Raw genomic sequence first — 15041 nt, 5'->3', positions numbered from 1 at the left:
TCCCGGGCTTTCGAGGGGGAATCAGCCGCGGGTGAATTCCCAGTACGTACGGGCCTTGGCGTCCCAGCGGCGGCGCAGCGGATCGCGCAGCGCGCAGAGGACCGGGCCGATGAGGGACAGCAGGGTGTAGGCGGCGATCAGCAGGGGTTTGTGCAGGGGCTTTCGTGCGGCGGGCATGGGCCTCCTTCGTGTGCGGCGAACGGTTTTCGGACGGGCCCTAGTCGAGCGGGATGGCGGTGCGCCAGTCGCCGTCCTCGGTCCACTCCGGCTGGTCCTCCTTGCGCAGCAGAAAGCCGCCGATGGCGAGAAGGTCGATATGGGTGCGCATAAAGCAGGTGTAGGCGTCGTGCGGGCTGTGCACGATCGGTTCACCGCGCACATTGAAGGAGGTGTTCACCAGAACCGGGCAGCCGGTGCGTTCCTTGAAAGCGGTCAGCAGCCGGTGATAGCGCGGATTGCTCTCCTCGCCGACCGTCTGCACCCGCGCCGAGGAATCGACATGGGTGACCGCCGGAATGGTCGAGCGCGGCACACCGAGCCGGTCCAGCCCGGTGACGCCCGCGTCGCCGCCGTCCTCCAGTCGCTGTGCGGCCGCGATCGGGGCGACCAGCAGCATGTACGGGCTGTCCTGGTCCAGCGCGAAGTAGTCCTTGGCGTCCGCGGCGAGAACGGAGGGGGCGAACGGGCGGAAGGATTCCCGGAACTTGATTTTGAGGTTCATCGCGGACTGCATCGCCGGATCGCGGGGATCGCCCAGAATCGACCGGGCGCCCAGCGCCCTGGGACCGAATTCCATCCGCCCCTGGAACCACCCGGCGATCTTTCCCTCGGCGAGTGCGGCCGCCACCTGGCGGTCCAGTTCGTCCTCGTCGAGCCGGGTGTAGACGGCGCCCCGGGAATCCAGCGCCGCCGCGATCTCGTCGTCGGAGAAGGCGGGCCCGAGAAGTGCACCGGACATCGCGTCGCGGGCCCGGCCGGGGCCCTTTGCGCGGTCGTTTTTCGCGCCGGCGATATGCGGTCGGGGCGCGCCGCGTTCCGCCGTGACGGCAAGGGCGGCCCCCAGGGCGCCGCCCGCGTCACCGGCGGCCGGCTGCACCCAGATCTCGTCGAAGATTCCCTCCTCGACCACCTTGCCGTTGGCGACGCAATTGAGCGCGACCCCACCGGCCAGACAGAGCTTCGACTCCCCGGTCGCCACGCGCGCCGTACGGGCCAGCCGGATCACCACCTCCTCGGTCACCGCCTGGACGGATGCCGCGAGGTCGAATTCCCGTTCCGTGAGCGGCCCTTCGGGGGTACGCCGCGGTCCGCCGAAGAGTTCCTCGAAGCCGCGGCCGGTCATCACCTGGCCGCGCAGATAGGCGAAATACCGCAGATTGAGCCGGAACGACCCGTCCGGCTTGATGTCGATCAGCTTTCTGCGGATCGTCTCGGCATAGCGCGGGGTGCCGTACGGCGCCAGTCCCATCAGCTTGTACTCGCCGGAGTCGACCTTGAATCCGCAGAAGTAGGTGAAGGCGGAGTAGAGCAGTCCCAGCGAATGCGGGAAGCGGATCTCGGCGAGGGGACGCAGCCGGTCTCCCCGGCCGTGCCAGAGCGTGGTGGTGGCCCATTCGCCAACCCCGTCGATGCACAGCACCGCCGCCGATTCATAGGGGCTCGGGTAGAAGGCCGAGGCGGCGTGCGATTCATGGTGCCGGCGGACGACGATCGGCGGAACGGGGCCGCGCTCCAGCTCCGCCAGCCGGCGCTCCAGTGTTTTGGGGGTGCGAAGCTTCCAGGAAAGCCAGGACGGCAGCGTGTCCCGGAAGGAGGCGTATCCGTACGGCGCCGCGCCCAGATATGTGGCCAGTACCCGGCGGAACTTCAGGGCCGGGTCCTCGTAATAGGCGACGGCTGAGACATCGCCCAGGCCCGCCCCCGCCTCGCGCAGGCATGCGGCGATCGCCTCGGCGGGAAAGGACGGATCGTGGCGAATCCGGGTGAAGCGTTCCTCCTGGGCGGCCGCCACTATGGTGCCGCCGTCCACCAGTGCCGCCGCGCTGTCGTGGTAGAAAGCGGAAATTCCCAGCGTCAATTCCGACATATACCTGCCCCCGCTGTGTGGTGTCGGCATGGTGGTCGATGACATGGCCGCGGGACCTATCTCGCTCTGGTGGTGCGCCATATCCGGCGAGCGGCCCGTCGCGCGAGATATCCCGAGGGCGGATCGAGCGAGCGGTAGCCCGTCTGCACCCTCTCCCACGCCGTTTCGTGAGCGTCGTCCCCCTGCGAGGCGGACAGCGTGGCCATATACGCGTCGATCGCGTCCGCGGCCCATGCGGAATGACCGGTGGCGACGTTGTCGATGACGTTGTGGATGTCCGCGAACCGCGTGCTGAAGCCGTGTTCCTTGAACACGACCCGGGCCCGGCGGTAGCTGCCGCCGACGCCGGACAGTTCCATGGCCAGGTTCAGCCCCAGCACTTCCGGCAGGAAGGTACGCGGAAAACGGCCCAAGCACAGCCAGTAGACGGGGAGTTCGAAGGAACGGTCCGCGAAACGGGGCCACTGGGCGAATTCCACCGACCAGGTGGGCGGTGGCTCCACCTCCATCTCGGCCAGCAACTCCCGGTAGATCCGCGCATGGTTCAACCGCGGTGCGCCGTTTCCCAGTTCGTCCCAGTAGGTCGTGAAAAGGGAGAAGCCGATATCGGAGGAGGCGCGGTCGTAGTCGGTGAATCCCTGGATCCAGCTCCCGTCGATGAGGGTGAGCGGCGCCAGTTGCACGGTGCCCTCGATCAGCTGCTCACGCGAGGGCGGCGGCGCCCCCGCATTCTCCTCGAATTCCGCGCCGTGCCGGTCGTGTTCCTCGGCCAGCCAGGTGCGCAGTATCTGCGGTTTCCACCGCCCGGGAAGCGGGTGTTCGCTGCGCGCGCTACCGTGCCGGTCCCCCGCGAGCCAGCTCCGTACGTATGCCTCGGCGAAGCGACGCAGCGCGGGGGTGTCGACGCGGCCCTGGAGAAGGTGGTACGCCTCGCGGATATCCGCCGGTACGGGGCCTTCGGCGGGGCGGGCCCGCAGAATACTCGCGGGAATGGAGGAGGAGGGGGCGGGACCGGGTGCGGTATGCGTCCCGAGTGCCGCCGGTGGGGAATCCGCTTCGGCCGCACGGGGTGCGGTATCGGGCTCGGCCGCCTCACCCCCCTTTCCCAGGGAGGCGATCCACCGCCGGATCACCCTCAGATCACCCTCGCCGAAAACCCGGAACATCGGGCCGTCGTCCCCCACCAGTCCGGTGACGAGGGGGCTGCGATCCGCCTTGCCGGGTGTGACCAGTCGGCTGCCGGCCAGAACGCGGAGCAGGGGCCCGGGATCGGTCTGCGCCTCCTTCAGCCATACGGACAGCGGGCGGCCGTCGAGTTCGAAGTCCTGGTGATAGACGGCGCCTTCGCGGGCGCGCAGCCGTATCAGTTCGGCCATGTCGTAGGCGGGGTCGGCGGCGGCGACGAGTTCCGCATACAGCCGGTCGGTGGTATGCACGAGTTCCGTCAGCGCCCACCGGAATCCCCGGGCCATGCGTCCTGATGCGTCCTCGTGCCTCGCGGCCAGTTCGGCGACCGCGGCACAGCTCAGCTCGGCGCCCGAGGGCTCGCCGGGACGGCGCGCGGCGCCGGGGTCGATGGCCGACCAGTCCGCGGAATCGGGGAAGAGGTCCCGGAGCGGGGCAAGGGCCGGCAGCAGTCCGACGGTCCGCAGGCAGAGATCCGCGCCGAGGATCTCCGGGGTGAAGGCGTCCGGCCGTCGGCTCATCGCGAGCAGGAGACCGGGGAAGTGAAAGGCCGCATCGTCGACGGCCGGGTCCGAGCCGATACGGGCGGCCGGTGTCGCGTAGTCGGAGAGGCGCAGGGTGCGCAGCAGCGCCGCATAGGCGTGTCCCCGGGATATGCCGGGGTGCCCGACGCCGAGGTCGGAGGCGTAGAGGCCGAGGATCCGCAGAACGGCGGGCTCCTCGGCGTTGCCGGGTGCGCTCAGCCACTGGAGCCAGGCGCCGGAGATCAGGGCCAGTGGGGCGCAGCCGAGGGCGGCCCGGCGGACCAGCGCGGTGCGGCGGTCGTCGGCGTCGGGGTGGGCGTCGGGGTGGGCATCCGCGTCGGCCTCGGTGCTGGTCTCGGTCTCCGACACGGCCTCGGACACGGCCTCCGCCTCGGCGAAAACCTCGCGGTAGCGGGCCGCTTGGGCGGCGGACCAGGAGGCGGCCTCCCGTCGTAGCTCCTCCAGCCCCATGTGCCCCACCCGTTCCCCGACGCCGGGGGAACAGCCGTCGAGGGCGGCGCGCAGCGCGTCCTCGATGTCGCTGCCCCCGAGCACGGCCTCCGGGTCGCTCGCCCGGACGTACACCGTCCGGGCGGCCGCGCCCGGCGACCGTAAGCCCTCCGGGGCGGCCGGTGTCACCGCCGTCTGGTCCTGCACGCTGCTCCTCCTCTTGCGTGTGCGGGAAATGCATCGCCCGGTGCTCGCCGCCGGAACACCGGTCAGAACATCGGGTAGATGGATGCGTCGTCCCGCTTCTTGGGTTTACGTCGGAACAACGACGCGAACAGCCGCTTCAGCAATGACATGGGATTCCCCCTTCTCCGCGGATGCCGGTCCGGTGGGATGCCGGACCGGTGGTCTGCTGGTCCGGTGTGCTTCCGGTCCGGTGGTCTGACCTTCCGGAGTTCCGCCGCCCTTCGCCCACCGGCCTCTATTACCGGCCTCTCCGGCTGGTTTTCCGGCCGGTTTTCCGCCTGGCTTTCCGGCCGGTCTTCCGGCTGACCTTCCGGCCGGTCAGGAAAGCTCCAGCAGACCGGCGAGCGTACCGGCCACCAGATCATGGCCCTCGTCGGTGAAGTGAATACGGTCCACGAAAAGCCAGTCCTGTGGTGTCACCACTTCTCCGAGCACCGGGCTGATATCGAAGAAGCGCACGCCGCGCTTGGCACAGCCGTCGCGCAGAGCCTCGGCGTAGCGCCGACCTGATTCCATCGCCGCGATATCCCCGTAGACCGTGCCGAAATGCGAGATCCGGTCGAGCTCTTCGAAGAGGGCGATTTCCTCGGGGGCGGGCGCTTCCCGGACCCAGGTGGCCAGCGGCTGGAGGACATAGGTGAGCCGGGCGCCCAGCGCCTCGGCGAGGACGCGCCAGGTGTCGAGGTGGCGGAGGGTGAGTCCGGCCGCCGTGGCGATCTGCTCGTCCAGGCCCGGTACGGCCGGGGCCGGTGCGGCCGGGCCCGCCGCCTCCGGTCCGCCGCGGAACAGGCCGCGCCGGCGGCCCCTGCCCGGGCGCCCCCCGTCCGCGGACGCGTCCGACGTCGGCGCGCCCATCCGGGAGAAGAAGTCCCCGCAGTTGAAGAACGCGCCGTGGTCGCCCCGCCGGTCCTCCGGCAGCCGCGCCAGCCCCAGGTCGTTGAAGCCGGAGAAGATGACGATTTCGTCGATCTCGGGCAGCAGATGCCGGTAGAGCGTGAACAGCAGCAGTTCCTGAGTCGAATTGAAACTGCGGCCGCCGAAGTTCAGCCAGGGACGGGACGGCGCATGCGTCGACCACAGCCGGGAGGACAGCGTGGCCGCATCGTGCGACGCGCCGATGCCGAACACCGTGGAACTACCGACCAAAAGCCGGGCCGGTCCCTGCGCCTTTCGTCCACCCACCGACGCGTGGTCGTCCGCGCCGTGCGAGATCCGAAAGCCGATCGTGTCGGTATTGACGACCTCGGAGGTATGGTTCGCCGGATGGAAATACATCAGATACGGCAGCCAGCGGATCTGGCCGCGATCATCGAACTTTTCCTCGTACGTGAGCATATGAGGGGTGAGAGTCGCTCTTGCCGATTTCATGGGTGCTCGAGGGATCCAATCACTCGATGTGCGCCGCGGGGCCACGATAGATCTCGCCGAAGAGCAAGCACAAGCAAAAGTATTGGGGACCGGGAAAAGGGGGTACCGGCAATGGCCAAATACGTTATTGACGCCGCACGACGACGCCGTCCCCCTACGCACGACCCGCCCGCCTCCTCCGGAGATGACCGCATTCCGCGCGCCGTCGCACCGCAGGACGCGCCACGCCCCACCCGCCACCTCACCCCCAACACCTCACCTGGCCCGATGGGTTACTCCCGCCCGACCGACTCCGACACACAACTCACCTTGTTCATACCTGTGTTGACTGTATGAACAAGGGCGCGACCATGAACCGGCCACCGCCGAGAACCGGAGGATTCCCACGATGCCGCACGCCCAGAACGACCGGATATCGCCGAGGCTGCTCTTGGTCGGCGGCGCGCGGCCGGTGTCGCTCAGCGTCGACATGCTGGAGCTGGCCCTCGCCCAGGCGCACGCCCGGGGACTGCCGACGCATGTCACCGGGCGTGCCGAGGCGCTGGCCGCCACCGAGCGGGCGCTCGCGGCGGCCGATGCGGTCTCCGTGGTGGACCACACCGCGCCGGGCGCCACCGCCGCATGGGCGCTGACCAGGGTCGCGGCGGGCGAACGGTTCGATGCGGTCTTCGCGCTCCAGGAGATGGCCCAGGTGGCGGTGGCCGAGACCGCCGAGGCCATCGGTGCACCGGGCAATCCCCCCGGGGCGATCCGCCGTATCCGCACCAAGGACGCCTGCCGACGGGCGCTCGCGGCGGCCGGTTTCGCCCAGCCCCGGGTGCGACTGTGCTCAACGGCCGCCGACGCCGAGGCGTTCGTACGCGACACCGCCGGCCCCTGGGTCGTCAAACCGCGCGATGCGATGGGGAGTATCGGGGTGAGCCTCCTGTCGGGGCCCGACGGGCTGCCCGCCGCGCTGGAGTTGCTGCCCGACGCCCGGCCTTTCCTGGTGGAGGAGTACGTCGACGGGGACGAGTACAGCGTCGAGGGGGTGCTTCTGGACGGTGTGGCGCGGGTTCTCGCCATTACGGAGAAGGAGAAGGCGACCCCGCCGCATTTCGTCGAGGTGGGACACGTCCTGCCCGCCGAACTTCCGCACGCCGCGAGGGATGAGATCAACCGTCAGGTGACCGCGGCGCTGTCGACACTGGGGCTGCGCACCGGGGCCTTCCATGTGGAGCTGTGGCTGACCGCGGAGGGGGTGGTGCTCGGCGAGGTGCACGGGCGGTACGGCGGTGACTGGATCCACCGGATGCTGGCGTACGCCGTGCCGGGACTGGAGGTCTACGGGCTGCTCTACGACGACATGCTGGCCCGTACGGCGCATACGGCCTGTACGACGCATACGGCCCGTACGGCGCGGGGCGGCGGGGCCGCGGCGGGGTCCGGGGCGCCCCTGGAGGCGACGCGCGGTGCGGCGGTCCGCTATTTCACCCCGCCGCCGGGGCGACTGGTCGCGGTCGAGGGCTGGGAGGAGGTCCGCGCCCAGCCGGACGTGCTGCACGCCGAGCTGACCGTCGCACCGGGCGAGGTGATCCACCCGCTACGCCGCTCCGGCGACCGGGCCGGCTTCGTGCTCGTCGGGGCGCCGGATGCGACCCAAGCACGGTTGCGGGCACGGCAGTTGGTGGAGTCGGTGCGGTTTTTGACGACCCCCTGACGACTCCCTGACAGCCCCGTGGCCGCCACCTGGCGAGGGGCGTTACGACCCTGCCTCGGGGACAATTGTGACACAAACCACGTTGCTCACCCTGAGTTGATCAATGCAGTGCACACGTAACGACTTTTACAGTTCATTACCTTGCGGCAATGCGGTGATCTTCGACCGGGACCGCTTCCGCGAGTAACACGGTGCGTGAAACCGTAGCGGCTTCTTCCGGTTTCGTTCACGGTTATCGCCTGCACCGTCCGGCGCCTCCGGTTAAAGTCGTGACGTCATCTCCTGGACGATCCATCTGCCGCAATCGGCCCGGGAGTTCTACCGATCCCCTTCGGACCGTCCACGACCGCCGAGATTCAGCCAGTGACGTCCTGATACGGACGCATTGAGCTTTCGTGAACCGCACCGTAGACCGCCAGCCGCACCGGGGTGAGCTACGCCCCGGCTGAATACCACCCACTGGGGACATTCGATGCCGACTGCGTTATCGCACGGGAAAACACTGATACTTGGCTGCGCCTCCACCGGCGCAAAGTTCACTCCGAACAATCACCGGCTGACCGGCGACACCACGCTGGACAGCATCTGCACCGGAAAAACCATCAAAACGTCGGCACTGGCCTCCATCGCCGAGGCCGAGGCGCTCTACGGAATGGGCTGCCGGTACTACCACTACCACGCCAGAAATCCCCTGACGCACGAGCAGACCACGGACAACGAGATCTACCAGGAGATCAGCCGGGGTGTGCAGCGCCGCTGCCCGGACGTGCTGATCAGCTTCGGTGCCAGCCGCAACGGCGGCGAGGTCCGCGAGCGCATCCGCGCCTTCGGGGAATGGGAGCGGGTCAGCCAGTGCGCCATCCCGCTGCATCTGGGCGGCGCGCATTTCGTCACCATCCAGGCCGCCGTCGAACTCCAGGTGATCTGCGAACTGGAACGGCAGTTGGAGAAGCAGGGCCGGACGCTGGATCTGGATCTGGTCGGCGACCCGGATTTCCTTACGGCCCTCGCCGCGTATGAACCCTCCGACCGCGTCCAGGACGCGCAGCTGGACACCCACTCCACCAGCAAGGGCGCGGACTACGGCAAGACCTCGCCGCTGATTCAGTTCCAGGTGTACCGCAATGCCATCCGGGCCCGGCAGAAGCTGGCGCTCTTCCACGAGATCGAATGGGTGCAGCTGCTGCGCAGCTATGCCATGACCCGCTATGCGGTCGAGCATCCGGCGATGCGGCTGGGCAGCTCCGGGCAGCTCAACATCACGCTCCTCTTCGGGTTTTCGCCGCGACTGCCGTTCCCCGAGAACTACGCCGAATTCAAGCGGGTCGTGGATGCGGCGAAGAGCCTGGAATACGACCTGGCGGAGCCGGGCGTGAAAAAGCGCCACGTCACCGTCAGTGTGGGCGCCGCGGTGCTGCCGCAGCACGCCGCCCAGCACTACAAGGAGTTGGACGTCGGCCCGCGCCGCGGCACCAGGGCCTGCGCCGTCCGCCGGCTGGCGGCCTGGGCTTCCCAGCCCGACAGCCAGGTCGATATTTTGCGGGTGGGAATGGAGGACACGCCCTATGCCGTCGATGACGACGGTCAGGTCCAGCTCGCCGACAACATCCAGCTGCTCGGCCACGCCATCGACGAAATGACCGCCAACGGCGCCGGCATCGAGCGCGATCACGAGGCGATCTTCGCGCGGATGGGGCTCCAGGGCGTCCAGGACGAGCTGCTGTCCGTCCAACGAGAGCTCCCGATGGGCGAGTTGGCCGCCGTCGGAGCCGCCCAGGAGGGCCGTCCCGCCGAGCTGGTCACCGCCGGATGAGCGCCGTCACCGTCCCCGTCCGCGGTGCGAGCTATCGCTGGGTCATCCTCGGCATCGCCACCTTCGCCCAGGCCAGCGCCTCCTTCTTCGTCCAGGGCATCGGCGCGATCAGCGCCTTTCTGGAGCGCGATCTGCATCTGAGCACCGCCCAGATCGGCCTGCTCATCTCGGCGGCGCAGCTGGTCCCGCTGGTCGGGCTCCTGGTGGCCGGCGAATTGCTCGATCGCTACAGCGAACGCTGGGTCGTGGGCATCGGCACCCTGCTGGTGGCGCTGTCCCTGCTCGGCGGAAGCCTGGCGACAGGCTATGTGTCGCTCCTGCTCCTGCTGATCGTCGTCGGTACGGGATACAGCACGGCGCAGCCCGGCGGCAGCAAATCGGTGGCCCAGTGGTTCGATGCCTCGCAGCGGGGATTCGCCATGGGAATCCGCCAAGCGGGCCTGCCGCTCGGCGGTGCGCTGGCCGCCGCGGTGCTGCCGTATCTGGCCGGTGAAATGGGCTGGCAGTCGTCCTTTGTCGCCGGCGGTCTGGTCGCCCTGCTCGGCGCCGTCGTCTTCATCGGCTTCTACCGGGCCCCCGAAACGGCCGCCCCGCCGCGGCCGGTGTCCCAGGGCACGTCGATCCGGTCGGAACTGGCGTCCCGGCTGCGCATGATCCGCGATCCGGCAATGGGCCGCATCATGCTCTCCGGCGTGAGCCTCATTTCGGTGCAGTACGGCATTCAGGTCCTGACGGTGCTCTTTCTGCACGACGAGGCGGACCTCAGCATCACCACCTCGGCCCTTCTGCTCTTCGTCGCCCAATGCGGCGGCGTGGCCGGACGTATCGTCCTGGCGGCCTGGAGCGACCGCTGCACGGCGGGCCGCTATCTGCCCGTACTCGTCTGTATGAGCGCGGTCATCGCGGGTCTGGCCGTCCTGGTGCTGGTCCCGCTCCATTCGGTGGTGCTCTGCGGAATCCTGGTCACCTGGCTCGGATTCTTCGGATTCGGCTGGTACGGCCCCTGGGTGGCCTATGTCGCCGAATCGGCGAGCCCGGAAAAGACCGGATTCGCCCTCGGCCTGGCCATGTCCGTCAACCAGATCGCGGTCATCGCCGTACCCCCGATCCTGGGCCTGCTCAAGGACGCAACGGACAGCTATACGCCCGGCTGGAGCCTTCTGGCGGCGATGACGCTGGTGGCGCTGCTCGCCACGTCCTGGGGTTCGAGGGAATCCGCCACCCGGCCTTCGGCATAGCCGCACCCCTCCTTCCCGACGCCCACTCCCACGCATCAACACCCACACCCCAACACCCCGCACCCCAACACCCGGACAGGAGTACCCCCATGGCGTATGTGGTCGCCCAACCCTGCGCGGATGTGCTGGATCTGGCATGTGTCGAGGAATGCCCGGTCGACTGCATTTATCAGGGCGAACGGATGATGTACATCCAGCCCGAGGAATGCGTGGACTGCGGCGCCTGCGAGGTCGTCTGCCCCGTGGAGGCCATTTACTTCGAGGACGACGTCCCGGAGAAGTGGTCCGTCTACACCGCGGCCAATGCGGCCTTCTTCACGGAGATCGGCTCGCCCGGCGGGGCGATTACGGTCGGCAAGTTCGGCCGTGACGTCGAGCCGGTACTCAGCCTGCCCGCCGCCAAACCCCCGGCGCGATGAGCCCGCTCGCCCCCGGCCGCGCGCCCGCGCCCACACGGCCCCGCCCGCTGACCGTGGTCCGCCTGATGGGCCCCGCGTTCGTCGCCGCCATCGCCTATGTCGACCCCGGCAACGTCGCCACGAACATCACCGCCGGCGCCCGCTATGGCTATCTGCTGGTGTGGGTGGTGGTCGGCGCCGGCGCCATGGCGATGCTGGTGCAGTATCTGTCCGCCAAACTCACCCTCGCCACCGGCCGTACGCTCCCCGAGCTGTGCGCCGAGCGCTTCCGCCGGGGCGTCCGGCTGGCGCTGTGGGTCCAGGCGGAGATCGTCGCCATGGCGACCGACCTCGCCGAGGTGGTCGGCGGCGCGGTCGCCCTCCAGCTGCTCTTCGGCATCCCGCTGCTCCCCGGCGGGCTGCTCACCGGGCTGGTCTCGTGGCTGGTGATCGTGGTGCAGTCGCGGCGCGGTCAGCGGCCGTTCGAGGCCGTCGTCGGCGGTCTGCTGGCGGTGGTGCTGACCGGTTTCCTGTACGACGCGGTGAGCGGCGGCTTCTCGGCCGACCGGATCGTCTCCGGGATGGTGCCGCGCTTCGCCGGGCCGGACAGCCTGCTGCTCGCCTGCGGGATCGTCGGGGCGACCGTCATGCCGCACGCCATCTATCTGCACGGCGCCCTGGTACGCGACCGGCACGGCGAGGCGGGCGGCAGGCAGCGGACCCTGCTGGGCGCGACCCGGATCGATGTGATGGCGGCGATGAGCACCGCCGCGGTGGTGAATCTGGCGATGCTCGTCGTCGGCGCCGCCACCCTCGGCTCGTCGGCGGGCGATTCGATCGAGGCCGCGCACCGCGGGCTCGCCGCCGCGCTCGGCCAGCTGCCCGCGATGCTCTTCGCCGTCGCCCTGCTCGCCTCCGGCTTCGCCGCCACCTCGGTGGGCACCTACGCGGGCGCGGTGATCCTGGAGGGCTTCGTCGGCCGTACGGTCCCGCTCGCCGTACGGCGGCTGCTCACCCTCGTCCCGGCGCTGGCGGTCCTGGCCCTCGGCGCCGAGCCCGGGCGGGCGCTGGTGCTCTCCCAGGTCGTGCTGAGCTTCGGCATCCCGTTCGCGCTGTGGCCGCTGGTGGCGTTCACCGCGCGGCGCACGCTGATGGGCCGTCTGGTCAACGGGCGCCTGACCACCGTCTGCGCGGTGGCCGCCGCATCGGTCAGCACGCTGCTGAACGCGGCGCTGCTGTGGCTGACGATCGCGGGGTGAGGGGCGGGCGCGGCGCAGGGCGGCGGCGCCGGTGATCGGCGCCGCCGCCCGCCGCGTCCGGGCCCGCCGCGCCCCCGCCCGCCCGTCAGTTGTTGCGGCGGAAGAGACGGCGGATCAGCGCCACGATCAGCGCGATCACCACGATCGCGATGACCAGGGCGATCACGAACAGCACGATGGCGATGATGCCGAGCTTCTTGAAGAAGCCCTTCGTCTTCTTCCCGACCTTCTTCTTCCACTTGGAGCTCTTCTTCTCCTTGTAGCCGTGCTGGTGGGAGAAGGAGGAGTGGTGGGAGAAGGAGGAGTGGTGGGAGAAGGACGAGTGGTGCGAGAACAGGCCGTGGTGGCCGAACTCCGGCGCGGACGCGGGTGCGGCGGCGACGGTGGTGGCGCTGCGCGGCGCCGCGGCGCTCTGCGCGGCCACGGCCGGGCCGGCGCTCATGGCCAGCAGGCCGAAGAGCACCGCCAGCACGACGCCCGGTCCGCGCCGCCTGCGCGCGGGCGCGGTCGTCCGCGCGGGCGGGTGCTCAGGGCTCTGTACGGTGTGCGGCATGGTGGGATCTCCCCCTGGTTGCGTGATGGCCTCAGCCATGATGAGCGGCGACGGGCACGCCCGCCGAGGTCTCGACCTCCATGAGGGAGGCGCTGTGCCGCTCCTCGTCGAAGGCCTTACGGCCACCGCGTAGCCCGAACAGCCGCTTGGCGAGGGCGATGTAGAGCACCGCGAGAACGTTGATCACCAGCGTGGCGATCTTGAGCCAGCTGACCTTCTCGGTGAGCTCGTAGATCTCCAGCGGCAGGAAGGCCGCGGTCGCCACCACCGTCAGATACTCCGCCCACCGCTTGGCGCGCCACAGCCCGACGCCCTCGACGATCTCGATCAGGGCGTAGGCCAGCAGCGCCCCGGCCACCAGCATCAAGGTGGAGTGCTGGTAGCCGAAGGTCTTCTGGATGGTGCCGACGACCGGGGAATGGTCCAGGTCGTAGTTGAAGTGCCGGGCGACCGGGCGCAGCACGGCGATGTACTCGTCGAAGAACTTCCGGACGGAGTCCTTGCGGTTGCTGAACTGCCATACGCCGACGGCGGCCAGCACGATGAACACGCCGCGCACGGCCCGCTCGACGGCCAGGAAGCGCAGCAGGAACAGATCCCGCAGGACCTTGCCGCGCGGGACCAGCGGGGCGTCGGCGGCCGGGCCGGAGCCGTGCGGTGTGCCGAGGACGAAGTCGCCGCAGCGCAGACAGCGCCACGCCTCGCCGAGCGCGGTGCCGGCGCGCAGCTTGTTCCGCAGGTGCTCCTCGTGCGGAAGGTAGGTGATGTGCCCGCGCCGCGCGCAGGTACGCCGGTCCCAGTCGATCTTCATCGTTGCCGCCCCGTGTTCCTTTCGTCGTCCGCACGGTCCGCACCCTGGCGCGGCGCGCGGCCGCACTCCGTTCTGTCGCGTACATGATGCATGCCGGACGGGGCGGCCGGGCCGTACGGGGTGGAGGACGCGGGCACCGCACGGAAGGTTCCGAAGGGTGGCGCAAGAGACCCGATACGAGGAATCCGCCGGGCATCTGCGGCACCGACGGCGAAGGGAGGGCGGGAGGGGAGCCGGAAAGGGGGCGGGAGGGGAGCCCGAGGCGGCTGGCCGGGGGAAGCGACGGCTCGGGGTGCGCCGCTCCCCCCGAGGGGGACGGGCCCCAAAGCCCGCGCCGCAGTCAGGGGAATGCAGCCGGCGCGGACCCCGCAGAGAGGCCCCGTCCCACACCCGGCGGCTTCCTGCCAGACCCGCCGGGCTCCTTTCATCCTGCCTGCGCCGACCGCCGCACCCACCCGGCGAATGACCCTCCTTGTCGGGTCTTTGGTCCTTAAAGACCAGATCAGGGGCGGCCCCCGGCGACCGCCCGGGACATCGACCGCTGCATCCCTGCTGCCTTGATCGAACACCTGTGGTTACACTCACCCGACTGCATCCGGCTCGGGAGTCCGGGACGGCTCGGAGGCCCGGGGCCTGGAGAGCAGCCGACAGCAGAGGAAATCCAGCGACTGCCATAGGGGACAGGGGAGACGGGACCGATGGTGCAGGCAAAGAAGATCGCGTTGTACCTGCTCATCGTCTTCGTGCTCTACACGATCATCACGTCCCCTGCGCGGGCCGCCAACCTGGTCCAGATAGGCTTCGAGGGCATCTCGTCCGCCGCTCAGGGCGTCGGCGAGTTCATGACCCAGCTGATCAAGTAGTCGGCGGGTCGCCGGCCGGTCGCCCGACCGGGCGCGCAGCCGTCCGCCGCACGGAGGTCCCCGTGATCCGCCACCTGGTCCTGTTCAAGCTAAACGAGGGCGTCTCCCGCGACGACGAACGGGTACAGGCCGGCGTCCGCGCATTCGAGGCGCTCAAGGACGAGATCCCGGAGCTGACCTTCTGGGAGTGCGCCTGGAACATCACCGACCGGCCGATCGCCTACGACTTCGCGATCAACTCCGCGGTGGCCGACACCGACGCCCTCAAGCGCTACCTGGAGCACCCGGCCCACCAGGCGGCCGCCGGACAGTGGCGCGCCTTCGCCACCTGGGTGATCGCCGACTACGAGTTCCCGGACCCGGCCGGAGCCTGACACCCGCCGCCCCGCCCTCCCGGGCGCCGTCGCCCCTCCACGAGCCCCCCGCCCGTTGCGGACGGGGGGCTTCGTCATATGCCAGAACTCCCGTGGCCCATAGGCCAACTCTCCCCCCAACACGGCATTATGGGGTGCTTGCACCTTATGGACACTCTTGTGATGCTATGACCG

The 15041-nt window shown here is 69.5% G+C and carries 13 protein-coding genes; 7 read left to right on the top strand and 6 right to left on the bottom strand.

Annotated features, from left to right (window positions below; translation table 11 throughout):
- Positions 1-21: 21 nt before the first annotated feature.
- From B1H19_RS38775 to B1H19_RS22285, 4 genes are all read right to left on the bottom strand, one after another.
- Positions 22-177 carry a hypothetical protein gene (locus B1H19_RS38775; protein ID WP_159028113.1) on the bottom strand — a complete coding sequence of 52 codons (156 nt, stop codon included), beginning with the start codon at positions 175-177 and terminating at the stop codon, positions 22-24.
- Between the two features lie 40 nt (positions 178-217).
- Positions 218-2086 carry a carbamoyltransferase family protein gene (locus B1H19_RS22295; RefSeq protein ID WP_083106572.1) on the bottom strand — a complete coding sequence of 623 codons (1869 nt, stop codon included), beginning with the start codon at positions 2084-2086 and terminating at the stop codon, positions 218-220.
- Positions 2087-2142: 56 nt separating this feature from the next.
- Complete coding sequence (locus tag B1H19_RS22290) at positions 2143-4452, bottom strand: iron-containing redox enzyme family protein (RefSeq protein WP_083106571.1); 2310 nt, start codon at positions 4450-4452, stop codon at positions 2143-2145.
- A 357-nt stretch (positions 4453-4809) separates the two neighbouring features.
- Positions 4810-5826 (bottom strand): SGNH/GDSL hydrolase family protein, encoded by a 1017-nt coding sequence (locus B1H19_RS22285; RefSeq protein WP_237289460.1) that lies wholly within the window; start codon positions 5824-5826, stop codon positions 4810-4812.
- Between the two features lie 421 nt (positions 5827-6247).
- Between B1H19_RS22285 and B1H19_RS22280 the strand changes: the two genes are divergently transcribed.
- From B1H19_RS22280 to B1H19_RS22260, 5 genes are all read left to right on the top strand, one after another.
- Positions 6248-7558, top strand: coding sequence for an ATP-grasp domain-containing protein (locus tag B1H19_RS22280; protein ID WP_083106569.1), 1311 nt, complete (start codon positions 6248-6250; stop codon positions 7556-7558).
- Between the two features lie 472 nt (positions 7559-8030).
- Entirely contained in the window at positions 8031-9371 is a 1341-nt protein-coding gene (locus tag B1H19_RS22275) for a 3-keto-5-aminohexanoate cleavage protein (protein ID WP_083106568.1), read from the top strand.
- Positions 9368-10609, top strand: coding sequence for an MFS transporter (locus tag B1H19_RS22270; RefSeq protein ID WP_083106567.1), 1242 nt, complete (start codon positions 9368-9370; stop codon positions 10607-10609). Before B1H19_RS22275 ends, B1H19_RS22270 begins: the two co-directional genes overlap by 4 nt.
- Positions 10610-10698: 89 nt before the next feature.
- On the top strand, positions 10699-11028 hold the full coding sequence (gene fdxA, locus B1H19_RS22265; RefSeq protein ID WP_083106566.1) for a ferredoxin: 330 nt from the start codon (positions 10699-10701) through the stop codon (positions 11026-11028).
- Positions 11025-12266, top strand: coding sequence for an Nramp family divalent metal transporter (locus B1H19_RS22260; protein ID WP_083106565.1), 1242 nt, complete (start codon positions 11025-11027; stop codon positions 12264-12266). The genes fdxA and B1H19_RS22260 overlap by 4 nt, the downstream gene beginning before the upstream one ends.
- A gap of 85 nt (positions 12267-12351) precedes the next feature.
- Here the strand turns inward: B1H19_RS22260 and B1H19_RS22255 are convergent, their stop codons facing one another.
- The gene (locus tag B1H19_RS22255; protein WP_083106564.1) at positions 12352-12819 is read right to left on the bottom strand and encodes a hypothetical protein; all 468 of its coding nucleotides are present in this window, start codon (positions 12817-12819) and stop codon (positions 12352-12354) included.
- Positions 12820-12850: 31 nt separating this feature from the next.
- Positions 12851-13630: a DUF2127 domain-containing protein gene (locus tag B1H19_RS22250; protein WP_083106563.1), complete on the bottom strand. Its 780-nt coding sequence runs from the start codon at positions 13628-13630 to the stop codon at positions 12851-12853.
- A gap of 698 nt (positions 13631-14328) precedes the next feature.
- Here B1H19_RS22250 and B1H19_RS39325 point away from each other — a divergent pair.
- Complete coding sequence (locus B1H19_RS39325; RefSeq protein WP_203237202.1) at positions 14329-14493, top strand: hypothetical protein; 165 nt, start codon at positions 14329-14331, stop codon at positions 14491-14493.
- Positions 14494-14555: 62 nt separating this feature from the next.
- A complete protein-coding gene (locus B1H19_RS22245) occupies positions 14556-14867 on the top strand; it encodes a Dabb family protein (protein WP_083106562.1) in 312 nt (103 codons plus the stop codon).
- Positions 14868-15041 lie beyond the last annotated feature (174 nt).

This window comes from Streptomyces gilvosporeus (assembly GCF_002082195.1).
GTDB classification, from domain to species: Bacteria; Actinomycetota; Actinomycetes; order Streptomycetales; family Streptomycetaceae; genus Streptomyces; species Streptomyces gilvosporeus.
This window is presented reverse-complemented; position numbering and strand designations above follow the sequence as displayed.